At 71.4% G+C, this 15,334-nt stretch carries 12 protein-coding genes; 1 reads left to right on the top strand and 11 read right to left on the bottom strand.

All coding sequences use genetic code 11. The features are described from left to right. Positions 1 to 4: 4 nt before the first annotated feature. The 8 genes from AB0I77_RS29045 to AB0I77_RS29010 form a co-directional block, all read right to left on the bottom strand. Positions 5 to 961, bottom strand: coding sequence for an ABC transporter substrate-binding protein (locus AB0I77_RS29045; protein ID WP_363285739.1), 957 nt, complete (start codon positions 959 to 961; stop codon positions 5 to 7). 25 nt (positions 962 to 986) lie between these two features. After that, positions 987 to 2,945, bottom strand: a complete 1,959-nt coding sequence (locus tag AB0I77_RS29040) for an ABC transporter permease subunit (protein WP_363285673.1) — start codon at positions 2,943 to 2,945, stop codon at positions 987 to 989. Continuing rightward, on the bottom strand, positions 2,945 to 4,006 hold the full coding sequence (locus AB0I77_RS29035) for a glycine betaine/L-proline ABC transporter ATP-binding protein (protein WP_363285672.1): 1,062 nt from the start codon (positions 4,004 to 4,006) through the stop codon (positions 2,945 to 2,947). The genes AB0I77_RS29040 and AB0I77_RS29035 overlap by 1 nt, the downstream gene beginning before the upstream one ends. Continuing rightward, positions 4,006 to 5,553 (bottom strand): GMC oxidoreductase, encoded by a 1,548-nt coding sequence (locus tag AB0I77_RS29030; protein ID WP_363285671.1) that lies wholly within the window; start codon positions 5,551 to 5,553, stop codon positions 4,006 to 4,008. Before AB0I77_RS29030 ends, AB0I77_RS29035 begins: the two co-directional genes overlap by 1 nt. A 79-nt stretch (positions 5,554 to 5,632) precedes the next feature. Continuing rightward, positions 5,633 to 7,153, bottom strand: coding sequence for an aldehyde dehydrogenase family protein (locus AB0I77_RS29025; protein WP_363285670.1), 1,521 nt, complete (start codon positions 7,151 to 7,153; stop codon positions 5,633 to 5,635). Between the two features lie 163 nt (positions 7,154 to 7,316). Next, on the bottom strand, positions 7,317 to 8,534 hold the full coding sequence (locus AB0I77_RS29020) for a hypothetical protein (protein ID WP_363285669.1): 1,218 nt from the start codon (positions 8,532 to 8,534) through the stop codon (positions 7,317 to 7,319). Positions 8,535 to 8,544: 10 nt separating this feature from the next. Beyond that, positions 8,545 to 8,901 (bottom strand): hypothetical protein, encoded by a 357-nt coding sequence (locus AB0I77_RS29015; protein WP_363285668.1) that lies wholly within the window; start codon positions 8,899 to 8,901, stop codon positions 8,545 to 8,547. Then, a complete protein-coding gene (locus AB0I77_RS29010; RefSeq protein ID WP_363285667.1) occupies positions 8,888 to 10,705 on the bottom strand; it encodes a hypothetical protein in 1,818 nt (605 codons plus the stop codon). The genes AB0I77_RS29015 and AB0I77_RS29010 overlap by 14 nt, the downstream gene beginning before the upstream one ends. A 142-nt stretch (positions 10,706 to 10,847) precedes the next feature. Between AB0I77_RS29010 and AB0I77_RS29005 the strand changes: the two genes are divergently transcribed. Further along, the gene (locus tag AB0I77_RS29005; protein ID WP_363285666.1) at positions 10,848 to 11,735 is read left to right on the top strand and encodes a bifunctional helix-turn-helix transcriptional regulator/GNAT family N-acetyltransferase; all 888 of its coding nucleotides are present in this window, start codon (positions 10,848 to 10,850) and stop codon (positions 11,733 to 11,735) included. 108 nt (positions 11,736 to 11,843) lie between these two features. Here the strand turns inward: AB0I77_RS29005 and AB0I77_RS29000 are convergent, their stop codons facing one another. The 3 genes from AB0I77_RS29000 to AB0I77_RS28990 form a co-directional block, all read right to left on the bottom strand. Further along, positions 11,844 to 12,833 (bottom strand): malate dehydrogenase, encoded by a 990-nt coding sequence (locus AB0I77_RS29000; protein ID WP_363285665.1) that lies wholly within the window; start codon positions 12,831 to 12,833, stop codon positions 11,844 to 11,846. Between the two features lie 337 nt (positions 12,834 to 13,170). Further along, positions 13,171 to 14,397 carry a DUF2690 domain-containing protein gene (locus tag AB0I77_RS28995; RefSeq protein WP_363285664.1) on the bottom strand — a complete coding sequence of 409 codons (1,227 nt, stop codon included), beginning with the start codon at positions 14,395 to 14,397 and terminating at the stop codon, positions 13,171 to 13,173. 406 nt (positions 14,398 to 14,803) lie between these two features. Next, the gene (locus tag AB0I77_RS28990; protein ID WP_363285738.1) at positions 14,804 to 15,298 is read right to left on the bottom strand and encodes a DUF3017 domain-containing protein; all 495 of its coding nucleotides are present in this window, start codon (positions 15,296 to 15,298) and stop codon (positions 14,804 to 14,806) included. Positions 15,299 to 15,334 lie beyond the last annotated feature (36 nt).

Here is a 15,334-nt window from a genome sequence, read left to right as displayed (position 1 = left end):
GACATCAGGACAGCCACGTCTTCCACGTGGACTCGTGGCTGTCCACCCACTTCTTCGCCGCCTCCTCGGGTGTCAGCTTCTGGTCGGCGATCAGCAGGGAGACCTCGTCCTGGTCCTCGGTCGTCCACTTGAACTTCTTCAGGAAGGCCGCCGCTTCACCACCGGACCGGGCGAAGTCCGTGTTGAGGTACTTCTGCAGCGGGGTGTGCGGGTAGGCGCAGGCGACCTTCGCGGGGTCGGCGTCGCAGCCCTCCTTGTAGGCGGGCAGCTTCACCTCGGTCATCGGGACCTTCTTGAAGAGCCACTGCGGGGTGTACCAGTAGGTGAGGAAGGGCTTCTTCTCCTTGGCGAACTGCTTCATCTGCGTGATCTGGGCGGCCTCGGAACCGGCGAAGACGACCTGGTAGTCGAGCTTCAGGTTCTTCACCAGCGCCTGGTCGTTGGTGACGTAGGAGGGCGAGCCGTCCATCAACTGGCCCTTGCCGCCGCTCTCCGCCGTACGCAGCTGGGAGGCGTACTTGTTGAGGTTCTTCCAGTCGGTGACGTCCGGGTGCTCCTTGGCGAAGTACGTCGGGACGAACCAGCCGATGTGCCCGGTCACGCCGAGGTCGCCGCCCGGCGAGATGGTCTTCTTGTCCTTGACGTACCGCTGCTCCTGGTCGGGGTGGCCCCAGTCCTCCAGGATCGCGTCGACCCGGCCCTGGCTGAGCGCGTCCCAGGCGGGGACCTCGTCGATCTGGACGGTGTCGACGCGGTAGCCGAGCTTGTGTTCCAGGAGGTACTGGGCGACGGCGACATTCGCCTGTGCGCCGACCCAGGACTGGACCGACAAGGTCACGGTCTTGGCGCCCTGCGCGTTGGCGAACGGCGAGGCCTGCTTGGTCATGTCGGCGGCGCCGCAGCCGGTCAGCAGCACGAGCGGCACCACCGCGCCCACTACGGCCGTCGTACGACGTCGCATACGAAGTCGAAGACGAAGTCGCATGTCACGCTCCTTTCTTCGCGCGGCGTTCGGTGGGCTGCGTCACCCGGTCGAGCATCAGGCCGAGGCAGACGATCGCCGCGCCGGCCACCAGACCGGTCGCGAGGTCGCCCTGGGCGAGGCCGAAGACGACCTGGTAGCCGAGCGCGCCGCCGCCGACCAGAGCGCCGATGACGACGACGGCGAGGACCAGCACCACTCCCTGGTTCACTGCGAGCAGCAACGCGGGCCGGGCGAGCGGGAGTTGGACCTGCCTCAGCTGCTGGCCACTGGTCGCGCCGAGCGAGCGGGACGCCTCCATGGCGGCCGGGTCGACCTGGCGCAGGCCCTGGGCGGTGATGCGGACGACGGCGGGCAGCGCGTAGACGACGGCTGCCGCCACGGCGGGGGCCCGGCCCACGCCGAACAGCGCGACGACCGGGATCAGGTACACGAACTGCGGCATCGTCTGGAAGACGTCCAGGACGGGGCGCAGCAACCGTTCCAAGCGGTCGCTGCGGGCAGCCGCGATACCGATCGCGATGCCCAGGACCAGGGTGACGGCGACCCCCGCCAGGACCTGGGACAGCGTGTCCAGCGAGGGCTTCCACACGCCGAGCACGCCGATCCCGGCCATGGCGAGGACCGCGGTGAGCGCGGTCTGCCAGGTGCCGATCAGCCAGGCGAGGGCGGCGACGATCAGGAGGACCGACCACCAGGGCAGCCCTTGCAGGCCGTCCCGGACCGGGTCGAGGACCCAGGTGGTGAAGTGGCCCGCCCATTCGGCGGTGCCGCCCACGACGGGGACGCCGGAGTAGAGGTGCGCGGTCATCCAGTCGACGGCCCGGTTGACCGGTTCGGCGATGTCCAGCGTCCAGGAGTCGGGCCAGTCGAGGCGGCCCGCCAGCCGGCCGGCCAGCGCGACGGCCACGGTGGCGACGAGCGCGTACGCCCATCCCGCGCGCGCCGATGCCCATCCGGTTCCCCCGGAGTGGTCGGTGCCGTCGCCCGCCGCGCCGGTCACCCGGTCCAGGACGACGGCGAGGAGCACGATCGGGATGCCGGCCGAGAGGGCCACGCCGACGTCGACCGAACCCAGCGCCTGGTAGACGCGGTCGCCGAGACCGCCGGCGCCGATCACCGACGCGATGATCGCCATGGACAGCGCCATCATGATCGTCTGGTTGAGGCCGAGGAGGAGTTCCTTGCGGGCCAGCGGGATACGGGCGGTCACCAGGCGCTGGCGTGCGGTGGAGCCCAGGGACTCGACCGCCTCCAGGACCTCCTTGTCGGCGCCGCGCAGGCCGAGCGAGGTGAGCCGGGCCATGGGCGGGGCGGCGTAGACGACGGTGGCGAGGACGGCCGCGGGGACGCCGTTGCCGAAGACGAGCACGACGGGGAGCAGGTAGGCGTAGGCCGGGAGCACCTGCATGGTGTCCAGGACCGGACGCAGTATTCGCTCCATGCGGTCGGACAGGCCCGACGCCAGGCCCAGCACGGCGCCCACGAGGACGGACGCGAGGACCGCGACCACCATCAGCGCGAGCGTCTGCATGGTCGGCACCCACATGCCGAGCAGCCCGCAGGCCAGGAACGCCGCCGCCGTGCCGAGCGCCAGCCGGACCCCGGCCACCCGCCAGGCGACGACCGCGCCGAAGACGGTGACACCGGCCCAGCCCACGGCGAGCAGCACCAGATAGACGGCGCGTACGGACAGGATGACCGCGTTGCTGATGTAGCCGAAGAAGTAGAGGAACAGCGGGTGGCTGTCGCGGTTGTCGATGATCCAGTCGCTGGCCTTGGTCAGCGGCTCGGTGAGGTCGACGGTGAGCGCGTTCGGCCAACTGCCGCTGGCCCAGCGGGCGTTGGCGAGCGGGACGAGGATCGCGGCGACGACGGCCAGCAGCAGGAGCTTGTGGACGGCCCGGTGTTTCAGGATGCCGGGGAGGGCGATCCGGGGGGCGGTCGCGGTGACCGTTGCCATCAGACCGCCTCCTTGCGGGAGCCCGCCTCCTCGCGGAGCTCCGTTCCGGCTACGACGTCCAGGAGCCGTTCCTGGTCGACGACGCCCAGACACCGGCCGTCCTCCACGACACAGGCGGGCTTGTGGCTGCGGGCGACGACCTTGATGGCCTCGGCGACCACCGCGTCGGCGGCGAGCGCGTCGGCGTGGTCCGCTTCGCCGCAGTCCCCGGCGCGCATGGCCGTACGGACCGTCATGACCTGCTCGCGCGGTACGTCCCGCACGAACTCGCGGACGTAGTCGTCGGCCGGGGAGCCCACGATCTCCTCCGGGGTGCCCAGCTGGACCACGCGGCCGTCGCGCATCAGCGCGATGCGGTCGCCCAGCTTGAGGGCCTCGCTGAGGTCGTGGGTGATGAAGACCATCGTGCGGCCCTCCTCGTGGTGCAGCCGGACGACCTCCTCCTGCATGTCGCGCCGGATCAGCGGGTCGAGCGCGCTGAACGGCTCGTCGAACAACAGGACTTCGGGGTCGACGGCGAGCGCGCGGGCCAGGCCGACGCGCTGCCGCTGGCCGCCGGAGAGCTGGCCGGGCCTGCGCTGCTCCATGCCCTCCAGGCCGACCTTCTTGACCACCTGGGCGGCTCGCTCGCGGCGCTCGGACTTGCCCATGCCCTGGATTTCCAGTCCGTAGGCCACGTTGTCGAGGACCGTGCGGTGCGGGAGCAGGCCGAAGTGCTGGAAGACCATCGCGGCCCGGCGGCGGCGCAGTTCGCGCAGCCGGGACCGGTCCATGGCGCGTACGTCCTCGCCGTCGATGACGATCGTGCCCGCGGTCGGCTCGATCAGCCGGGTCAGACAGCGCACCAGCGTGGACTTGCCGGAGCCGGACAGACCCATGACGACGAAGACCTCGCCCTTGCGGACGTCGAAGGTGACGTCCTGGACGGCGGCGGTGCAGCCGGTGCGGGCGCGCAGCTCGGCGGGCGAGAGGGCGGCCAGCTCGGGGTCGGCGGGGACGCGGTCGGCCTTCGGGCCGAAGACCTTCCACAGGCCCTCGACGGAGAACACGGGGGTACTCATCACGCACCAGCTCCGATCAGATCAGCGGCTTTCTCGCCGACCATCAGCACCCCGATCATCGGGTTCACGGCCGGCATGGTCGGGAAGACGGAGGCGTCGGCGATCCGGATGCCGTCCAGGCCGCGGATCTTCAACTCGGGGTCCACCACGGCCAGTTGGTCGTCGGGGGATCCCATACGGCAGGTGCCCGCAGGGTGATACACGGTGTGCGCGACCTTGCGGGCGTACTCGCTCAGCTCCTCGTCACCCGTGATCTGCGGCCCCGGGGCCACCTCGCGCTTGAGCCAGCCCGCGAGCGGCTCGGCCTTGGCGACCTCGCGGGCGATGCGGATGCCGTCGACGAGGGTGCGGCCGTCGTGGTCGTCCTCGTCGGTGAAGTAGCGGAAGTCGAGGGCCGGCTTGACCGACGGGTCGGCGCTGGTCAGATACAGCCGGCCGCGGCTCTTCGGCTTGGGGATGTTCGGGGTCATCGAGACGCCGTACGGGGGGCGTTCGTAGCCCAGTCGCTCCGGGTTGTCCGTGAAGGGGATCTGGTAGAAGTGGAACATCAGGTCGGGGCCCGCGTGTTCGGGGTCGCGGCGCACGAACAGGCCCGCGTCGGAGTCCATCGCGGAGTTCTCGGGGATGGGTCCGTTCGTCTCCCAGACGATCACCGACTCCGGGTGGTCGAGGAGGTTCTCGCCGACGCCGGGCAGGTCGAGCACGACCGGGATGCCGAGCTCGGCGAGATCCGCCTTCGGGCCGATGCCGGAGTGCAGCAGCAGCCGGGGCGAGTCGACGGCGCCCGCGCACAGCAGCACCTCGTTGCGGGCCCGTACGACGAACTCCTCGCCGTCCTTGGTGCGGACGTGCACGCCCTGAGCGCGCGTGCCGTTCAGCTCCAGCTTGTACGCCCAGGTCTCCAGCAGGATCGTCAGGTTGGCGCGCTCGTCCATCACCGGGTGCAGATACGCCACCGACGCCGAGGAGCGCTTGTTGTTCTCCGGGTGGTAGGCGAGGTCGAAGAAGCCGACGCCGTCGTTGAACGGCTTCTTGTTGAAGCCCTCGATGCGGGGGACTTCGAGCGCCTTCTGGGCCGCGTCGACGAAGTCGCGCGCGATGGCGTTGCGGTCCTTCTCGTCGACGGCGACGATGTTGTTCTTCAGCCGCGCGAAGTACGCCTCCATCGGCACCGCGCCCCAGCCCTTGGCGCCGGCCGCCTCCCACTCGTCCCAGTCGGACGGCAGCGGCTTGAAGGCGATCAGGGTGTTGTGCGACGAGCAGCCGCCGAGCACGCGGGCGCGGCTGTGCCGGATGTGCGAGTTGCCGCGCGGCTGCTCGGTGGTCGGGTAGTCGTAGTCCAGCTCGCCGCCGAGCAGACCCATCCAGCGGCGCAGGGTCAGCACGTCGTCCCGGCCGACGTCGCTGGGGCCGCCCTCGATGACGGCGACCGTGACGTCGGCGTTCTCGGTGAGGCGGGAGGCGATGACGGAGCCGGCGGTGCCGCCGCCTATGACGACGTAGTCGTATTCATGGAGGTGTTCAGGTTCATGGATGTGTTCAGACATGGGGGGGGTCACTCCAAAGGCCAAGGGCCAGGGGCCAGAGCCAGGGGCTTGCGAGGGAGGGCGGGGATCGACCAGCGGATCAGCCGGCGAACCAGCGGACGGGCTTCGGCGCGAGGTTCTGGTAGACGTGCTTGGTCTCGCGGTACTCGGCGAGCCCGGCGGGGCCGAGTTCGCGGCCCACTCCGCTCTTGCCGAAGCCGCCCCACTCCGCCTGGGGGAGGTAGGGGTGGAAGTCGTTGATCCAGATCGTGCCGTGCCGCAGCCGGCCCGCGACCCTGCGGGCCCGCCCTGCGTCGGCGGTCCAGACGGCGCCCGCGAGACCGTACTCGGTGTCGTTGGCGAGGGCGACCGCCTCGTCCTCCGTGCGGAAGGTCTCGACGGTGAGGACCGGCCCGAAGACCTCCTCCCGTACGACCTTCATCTCGCGGTGGCAGTGGTCGAGGACGGTCGGCTCGTAGAAGTAGCCGGTGGCGGGGCGCTCGGGCGACGGCGCCGGGCGCTTGCCGCCGGAGCGCAGCACCGCGCCCTCGGCGAGCGCCGAGTCGACGTACGCCTCGACCTTGGCGCGCTGCTGCTCGGAGACGAGGGGTCCGCACTCGACGCCGTCCTCGGTGCCGCGGCCGAGGCGGATACGGTCGGCCCGGCGGGCGAGTTCGGCGACGAAACGGTCCCGGACGCGCTCCTCGACGATGAGGCGGGCGCCCGCCGAGCAGACCTGGCCGCTGTGGATGAAGGCCGCGTTGAGGGCCTGGTCGACGGCGGTGTCGAAGGCCTCCTCGGTGGCGCAGGCGTCGGCGAAGACGACGTTGGGGTTCTTGCCGCCGAGTTCGAGGGCGACCTTCTTGACGCTCGGGGCGGCGGCCTGGGCCACCTTGGTCCCGCTGATCAGGCCGCCGGTGAAGGAGACGAGGTCGACATCGGGGTGCTCGGCGAGCCGCGCGCCGACGGAGTGGCCGGGGCCGGTGACGATGTTCGCCACACCGGCGGGCAGCCCGGCCTCGGCCAGCAGGTCGATGATCGCGACGGTGGTGAGCGGGGTGATCTCGCTCGGCTTGACGACGAACGTGTCGCCGGCCGCGAGCGCCGGGGCGATCTTCCAACTGGCCTGGAGGAGCGGGTAGTTCCAGGGGGTGATCAGCGCGCACACGCCGAGCGGCTCGTGGACGACGACGCTGTGGATGTCGGGCGAGCCCGCGTCGACGACCCGGCCCGGGGCCTCGCCGGCCACGAGGTCGGCGAAGTAGCGGAAGGCGTCGGCGACACAGTCGATGTCGACGCGGCCCTCCTCCACGGTCTTGCCCGCGTCCCGGCTCTCCAGCAGGCCGAGCTCTTCGCGGTCGCGCACGAGAAGATCGGCGACGCGGCGCAGCAGCGCGGCGCGCTCGACGACGGGCGTGCGCGGCCAGTCACCGTGGTCGAAGGCCTGCCGGGCGGCCGCGACCGCCAGGTCGGTGTCCTTCTCGTCGCCCTCCGCGACCAGGGCGAACGGCAGGGCGTCCGCGGGGTCGAGGATCTCGCGCGTGGCGCCGGAGACGGCTTCACGCCATTCCCCGTCCACGTGGATGGTCTTCCGCGCCGGGAGGTCCAGTGTGTCCGCCATGATGGGTTTTGCCTTCCATTCCTGTTCAGTGCCCCTGTGTCACACGGATGTCACTCAGCGGGACCGGGATCGCCTGCCCCGGGGCCGGGATTGCATGCGCAATCCGTGGCCGAAAGTGCCCGGCGTCACTGAATATTCCGGCAAAAGGGGCGGAACGGAACGGTCAGTCCACCGCCGCGGCGTCACCCGCCTCACAGGCCCCGAGGGACGGGCAGAACCAGTCCAGCGCCGTGGTGAGGAGTCGCAGTTCGTCCTTGCGGCCGTCCGCGTCGGAGCCGTAGGCGGCGATGGCGTAGATCTGGCCGTCCGACGCCACGAACCGCTCGTCGTAGACGTGCCAGGTGCCGACGTCGGGCTCGCCCTTGAGGCTGTCGGCGAGGTACTCCAGCCGGGAGCCCGTGTAGTCGGCGTTGTCGAGGTTCTCCAGGGACAGTTTCTTGAAACCGGCCGGCTTGAACGTCTGGTCGGACAGGAACAGGTCGAACGACGCGGCCGGCGAGCCCTCCGCCACCTGGTACACCTGCAACCGGCGTTCGCTGTCCGGGCTGCGGTAGTTCACGACGGGGATGCCGTACTGGGATTTCACCGTGGCGCGCGACCATCCCTCGGGGATCGCGATCCGGAAGCCTGCGGGGTCTTTGTACGACTTGTAGCCCGCGGGTAGCTCGGGCGCGGAGGCGGAGGGCGACGCCGTCTCCCCGGTGGGCGTCGGGGAGGGGGACGGGTCGCTCTGCTGCGACACCCCGGCCGTCGGGGAGACCGGGGGCGAGCTCTCCGTGGCCGCCTTGTCCTTGTCGTCCCCGGAACCGATCACCAGGGTCAGCACCAGGCTCACGGCTACGCCGACGGCGGCGGCCCCGATCACCACGGACCACACGAGCCGACGGCTCATACCCCGGCCGGGGACAGGCGCGGCGGGCTCGTCGACGGGGGGCCAGGAGGCGCTCGGCCACTCCGCGGGGGACCAGGCGGCACCGCCTCCGGCCGGCTGCCCCGCGGGGGGCCAACCGCCGACGCCGCCGGCTCCGGAAGGGGACGCGCCCGGTTCAGGAACCACGGGCGGCCCCGCCTCCGGGCTCCCGGACGGCACATCCACAGCCGCCGGGCCGCCGGTCGACGGAGCGAAGGCCGACGGACCGGCGCCCGAGGGGTCAGCGCCGGACGAACCGGCGCCCGACGCGCCACCGTCCGGCGAACCCGCCCCCGACTGCTCGCTCCCCGGCACCCTCTCCCCCGCCGCCGACTCCCCCGGCGTCCACCCCGGCGCGAACGCCGGACGGGCCGGTGGTGGTGGGGTCACCGGGGCCGGCGCCGGCCGCGTGCCGTCGTCGTCCTCCCAGCGCTGGGTCTCCTCGTTCCAGTACCGCGCTCCCCCGCTCATGCCGCCCCTCTCACATCCCCAGCAGTCCGGCTACGGCCCCGGCCGACGCGATCAGGCCCACCAGGGCCTGGGAGTCGGCGAGCAGCTGCCGCAGCCGGTCGACGCGCGACGGGCCCGCCTGTCCGGTGCGGGTGATCTCCTCCTCCGTCTCGGCGAGCGCCTCGTCCAGCGCGGCCGTCTCCTCGCTCGCCCGCACCCGGGTGAGGTCGGCGCGCAGCTCGCGCACCGCCTTCAGCAGCTCCTCGGCAGCCTGGTCGCGCTGCACGGCCGTGCCGTGGTGGCTCTCGGCGTGCGCGTGGCTGCCGATGGCGAAGGTGTTGTGCGAGACGTCGCCGTGGAAGTTGACGTTCGGCTCATCCGTTGCCATCGGTGTCGGGTCCCTTCTGCGACGCGGCGCCGCCGGTCGTGTCGGTGGTCGTGTTGGTGGTCGTGGAGGCGGCGGAGGCGTGGCTGCCGACGGCGAAGGTGCTGTCCTCGACGTTGCCCTCGACGTTCACGCCGCCGCCGCTGATGTTCACGATCTTCTGGACGAACTCGCCGGTGTGGTAACCGGATTCGTCCAGCGCGGCCTTCACCCCGTGCGCGACCCGGTCCTGCACGCTCTTGAGGTAGCGGGAGACGTCCATCTCCTGGAACAGGGACCCGGCCGGCGCCGAGCCCAGCTCCCGCACCGACAGGGCCGGGCCGTCGGGCAGCGCGCCCGCGTAGCCGCCGGTCAGCAGCCGCCACCCGTACATCGCGCCCTTTGCCAGGGCGATCAGGGAGCGGGCCGCGGAGCCGGGCACCCGGGCGACGGCCCAGGCGGCCTTGCCGAACAGGTTGTTGTTGCGGAAGCCGTGGGCCATGCGGTCGGCGTTCTTGAAGTCCTCGCGCACCGGCAGCAGCACATGCGGGGCGATCTCCAGCATGAGCATGCGGCCCTGGGTGTGGATGCGCACGAAGACGGTGACGACCAGCTCCTCCTCCCAGCCGCCGACGCGGATGCGCAGGAAGTGCCGGCGCTTCTCGGCGCCCTCCTCGACCGCGCGCGCCCGGTGCTCCTCGAAGGCCTGCGGGGTGTACGGCGCCTCCTCGCGCCGCCGCAGTCCCTCGGCGGGCAGGAACACGCACTCGTCGATCTCCAGCCAGCGCAGCCGGTCGCGCACGGTGTGACCGGCGAACTCGGCGGGCAGCCGCAGCTGTTCGAGCCGTGGGCGGATCTTCTCCAGGACCGTACGGTTGCTGAGCGGCTGCTGTTCCTTCTTCATGCCGTCGGGGCGGAGTTCGACGGCGAGGACCCAGGTCTCGTAGTCCTCGCCGGCCCCGCAGAACGGCCGCGCCTCGTGGTACATGATCAGCGGCGCGTGCTGCTCGACCCGGATGCGGCCCTTGAGCCGCTGAAAGCGCTCCCCGTCGACCTGCTCGGCGGGGTCGCCGGCGGCGTCCTGAAAGCGCTGCGGGGACAGTTCGGCGGCCAGCGCCCGGGCGAACATGCTCCGCTGCCCGGCCACGGACAGCGCGATGAGCGCGAACAGGCCGAGCGCGAGCCAGGCCTGCCAGGGATCGAAGAGGCCGCCGATGTCGTCGAAGTCCGGGAAGGCCAGGTCGGACGGGCTGGAGCTGCCGCCGTACGGGTCGTAGCCCGAGGAGCCCGGGGAGCCGTACGAGCCGGAGGAGTCGTACGAGCTGTCCTCCGAGCCGCCGAACGCGGTCATGAGGGTGGTGATCAGGAACATCGCGAAGAGGATGCGGCCCCACCAGCGGATCAGGAAGGCGGGCAGCCGTCGGTAGACCGGCGGGTCGGCGTCCTGGCCGCGGATCCAGGCGGCGACGGCGAGCAGCAGGCTGGGCAGGAGGAAACCGGCGAGCAGACCGCCGGTCAGCGCGACCCCGACCAGCCACAGGCCGATGATCAGCCCGGACCACAGCAGTTCCTGGCGCCGGGCCCGCAGGGCGTGCGCGAGGACGCGGGCCGCGTCGAAGCCGAGGGAGGGCGCGACGATCCGCTGCTCGTTGAGATGCAGCTGCTCGATGACCTTGTCCCGGTAACCGGCGTCCAGGTAGGCGCCCGCGCACAGCAGCCGGGACGCCTCGCTGGCGTGCGGCGCCGTGGGCGGCGTAGGTGGTGGTGCGGCCGGCGGCACGCCGGCATCTGTCTGCTGCGGTTGCCGAGGCACGTATGCGGTGCTCACGCCACTCCCCCGATGCGTGGAAAGACCTCTGTGAAACGTTCAGTTGGCAAACCATCACCATAGAGTGACGGGAGGGGCGGCGGAAGTGGAATGTCGGCGACTCGTGGACGCATCACTGTTCTTTGACTAAAGTCAAAGAACTATGGAGCCAGTGTCGACGGAGCACGTGGCGGCATTCCGCCGGTTCAACCGCTACTTCACGCGCCGGATCGGGGCGCTCGACGACCACTACCTCGGCCAGGACCGCCCGCTCGGCGAGGCCCGCCTGCTGTTCGAGATCGGTGACGGGATCTCGCTGCGCGAGCTCAGGAGCCGGCTCGGGCTTGACGCGGGCTATCTGAGCCGGATGGCGAAGGCCCTGGAGGCCCAGGGCCTGGTCCGGATGAGCGTGCATCCCGGTGACAACCGGCTGCGCAGGGTGGAGCTGACGCCCGCCGGACGCGCCGAGGTCAAGGAGCAGAACCGGCGCGCGGGCGCCCTCACCGCCGGCCTGCTCGAAGGCCTCGCCCCGCGCCAGCGCGCCGAGCTGACCGGTGCGCTGGCCACCGCGGAGCGCCTGCTGCGGCTGGCCGGCATCACCGTCGAGCTCGTCGACGGCGCCGCCCCGGACGCCCGGGCCTGCCTGGACGCGTACGCCACCGACATCGACGCCCGCTTCCCGGAGGGCTTCGACAGGTCCGATCTCGTACGGCCCCAGGAGGTGTCAGGCACCTCCGGCGCCTTCTTCGTGGCGTACGAGGAGCGCCGCCCGGTCGGCTGCGGGGCGCTGCGCCGGCTGGAGCCCGGCGTCGGCGAGATCCGGCACGTGTGGGTGCACCCGGACGCCCGTCGCCTGGGCCTGGCCCGACGCCTGCTCGGCACGCTGGAGCGGGAGGCCGCCGCGCGCGGCTTCACCGTCGTACGACTGGACACACACGCCGCGCTCACGGAGGCGCGGGCGATGTACCGGGCGTGCGGGTACCGGGAGATCCCGGCGTACGCGGAACACGTCTACGGCGATCACTGGTTCGAGAAGCGGCTGTCGGCCTAGGCCTGACCTGGACGGGCCCCGGTCCGGTCGTATCCGGAACGGGGCCCGTGCGGGGTCCTGAAGGTGGTGCCGAGCCGGTCGGCTCAGCCGGCGGCTGTCAGCCGGCTGTCAGATGAGGCCGAGGCCGCGGACCGCCTCGCGCTCCTCCGTGAGCTCCTGGACGGAGGCGTCGATCCGGGCGCGGGAGAACTCGTTGATGTCCAGGCCCTGGACGATCTCGTACTTGCCGTCCTTGGTGGTGACGGGGAAGGAGGAGATCAGGCCCTCCGCGACGCCGTAGGAGCCGTCCGACGGGATGCCCATGGAGGCCCAGTCGCCGTCCGCCGTGCCGTTGACCCAGGTGTACACGTGGTCGATGGCGGCGTTGGCGGCGGAGGCGGCGGAGGAGGCGCCACGGGCCTCGATGATCGCCGCGCCGCGCTTGGCGACGGTCGGGATGAAGTCCTCGGCGAGCCACTTCTCGTCGCTGACGACCTCGGCGGCGTTCTTGCCGGCGACCGTCGCGTGGAAGATGTCCGGGTACTGGGTGGCGGAGTGGTTGCCCCAGATGGTCAGGCGCTTGATGTCGGCGACCGTGGAGCCCGTCTTCTTCGCGAGCTGGGTCAGCGCGCGGTTGTGGTCCAGGCGGGTCATCGCGGTGAAGCGCTCGGCCGGTACGTCCGGGGCGGCGGCCTGGGCGATCAGGGCGTTGGTGTTGGCCGGGTTGCCGACGACGAGGACCTTGATGTCGTCCGCGGCGTGGTCGTTGATGGCCTTGCCCTGCGGCTTGAAGATGCCGCCGTTGGCCTCCAGGAGGTCACCGCGCTCCATGCCCTTGGTGCGCGGGCGGGCGCCCACGAGGAGGGCGACGTTGGTGCCGGCGAAGGCGACGTTCGGGTCGTCCGTGATGTCGATGCCCTGAAGGAGCGGGAAGGCGCAGTCGTCCAGCTCCATCGCGGTGCCCTCGGCGGCCTTCAGCGCGGGGGTGATCTCGAGCAGACGCAGCTTGACCGGCACGTCCGCGCCGAGCAGCTGGCCGGAGGCGATGCGGAAGAGCAGGGCGTAACCGATCTGGCCGGCCGCGCCGGTGACGGTGACGTTCACGGGGGTGCGGGTCATGGCGTTCTCCGTATGACAGCTGGCGGTGGGGCGTCGCTGCCCCGGGCGTTTGATCGATCTCTTGGCGTCAAGAGAGATCAGCGATCAGGCTATCGCGCATCCGGGATCCCGGATGTCCGGGGCCGTGTGGCCCAGCCCACAGAAGCGGCGGCCGCCCGTCCGGGAGAGGGGGGACGAAGACGGCCGCCGGATGGGGGTACCGGTATTCCGGACTCCCGTGGGGGTAACGTTCGCGTGCCCGCGATTCAGACGGCCATGCGCGCGCTTCCCCGAATTGTTTTCTCGCTACTTCCTGTTACCCGTTACTTCCTGTACTTCCTGTTACCCGTTACTCCCGTTACCCGGTGCACCCCTCCTGGCCCGAGGCCAACGTCGCGCACGCCTTCGCCTCGCCGGCGTCCTTCACGGCCACCATCGGCGTGTACGCGATCGTGTCGCCGGCCACGGTGATGTCCCCGCTCTGCGCGGCCTTGCCCACGGCCACCCGCACCTCGTCCCCCTGCGCGGCCTGGGTGATGCGCCCCCACGCCGCGCCGCAGGTCTCGCTGTAGCGGACCTCGACGACGGTCGTGCCGACGGTCGCGGTCTTGGCCGTGGTCACCAGATCGCCGCTACAGCCCATGCTCTCCGCGTCCTTGCCGGTGCAGGAGGCACCGCTGCACTTCACTCCGGCCGGCAGGTTGGGGTTGACGGTGGCGGACGGCGAGGGCGACTGGGCGGCCTCCTTCTTGCCGTCCCCGTCGCCGTTCGTGAGGAAGTACGCGCCGGCCATCACGACCACCACCCCCACGACGCCCGCGAGGAACATCGTCAGCCGGCGCTTGCCGCCCGCCCCGCCGGCCGAGTCACCGCCGGGCCGGGGCCCTTGCGGGGGTTCGCCGTACGTCGGTGCGGGCGAGGGCGTCGGTGACGGTGGCGGTGACGGTGAGGCCTCGGCGGCGCGTCCGACGGCCGGGGACGGACCCTGATAGCCCGCTATGCCCCACGAGTTCCCGCCCGAGGGGCCGGATCCGAATCCGGCCGGAGAACCAGCCGTCGAGCCCTTCTTGGTCCCGTTCGAAGGCCGGGACTCGCGGACGCTCCCCGCCGAGTCCTGGACCTCCGGTGCCGTCGGCTGCGGCGGCACCGTCGGAACCACCCCGGCCGGTCCGGCGATGCCGGGCCTGACCGTGGTGCTGCCGCTCTTGCGGGCCGTCTTGCCGGCGGCCCCCGCGGGCGGCGTGCCGAACTCGCCGAGCGCGGCGCGCGCCTGGGAGATCCGGATGGCCTCCATGGTCATGTCGTGGCGCATCTCCGAGCGGCTCCAGGCGCGCTCGGCGAGCTCCCACATCGTGGTCAGATGAATGGGATTGGTGCCGGTGACCTCCGCCAGGGCGACGATCGCGCCCTTGGGTGCCAGGAGCCGGCCGTTGAGATACCGCTCCCAGGACGTCTTGCTGTAGCCCGTGCGGTCGGCCACCGACGCGATGCTCAGGCCGCTGCGGTCCACGAGTCGCCGCAGCTGGCTCGCGAATTCCCTGACCTGCGGATCGAGTTCGTCCGGCAAAGCCCTCCAACGAGGCATTGCATCCCCTCTTCCCCCCGGTTGTGCTGGTAGTTCCCCGCTGCTGTACCCCGTGCGTGGTGCCCTCTGCCGAGTCCCCGTTGTGGCTACCCACAGGGATGCGTTCAGTCAGGATCTCAGTTCCCAGGGTGGGGGCGCACGGGAGCATGGTGGCCGCGGGCGTGCACGGTTGCACGCCCACCGGGCCAAGGTCCAGTCCCCCAGTCCCCCCTACCGGCAGGTGGGCCACGCTAGCTCCGATATCGAGCAACTTCGTGTCAAATCCGCGAAGTTGCCAATACATCAACACAGGGAGCACACACCGGAAATATCGCCCGTCACGGGAGCCACCGACTCACCCAGGAGCCACGGCGCCACTGACGGGCCGCCGTGCCGCTCCTGGGCTGCTGCTGTGCTGCTGTGCGCGCTAACTGCTGACCGTGAAGTGCAGCGTGTCCTTCAGGAACGGGATCACCAGCAAGGGATCCGGCTGCACCATCAGCGCCAGCAGGGCGATGGCGAGGCCCAGCACGCCGTACGTGACGATGTCGGTGAAGCGGGAGCGCACCGCGAGCATGCCGACGTCCGGCAGGAGCCAGCGCAGGACGCCGCCGGCCAGCAGCGCGAGGCCGACCAGCAGGATGCCGACCCGGAACAGGTCGAGGGCGGTCAGCAGCAGGCCGAGGCCGACCAGGGCCAGTACGGCGAGCACCGGCCACTGCCGGGCGGGCGCCGGGGCGTCGCGGGGCGCGGCCCGGCCACCGCCCTCCGGGCGCGCGGTGTCCCTCGTGAACAGCGGGAAGCGGCGAGTCGTGCGGCGCGCCTTCCCCTCGGCGTCGGGCGCGCTGACGGGGTCCCGCACCTCGATGTCCTCGCCGGACTCCCCGAACCCGCCGGAGCGGCCGGACCTCCCGCTCGCGATGTCCTCGCCGGACCCGCCAGACCCGCCGGAGCGGCC

Source organism: Streptomyces sp. NPDC050619 (assembly GCF_040654815.1).
Lineage (GTDB): Bacteria > Actinomycetota > Actinomycetes > Streptomycetales > Streptomycetaceae > Streptomyces.
This window is presented reverse-complemented; position numbering and strand designations above follow the sequence as displayed.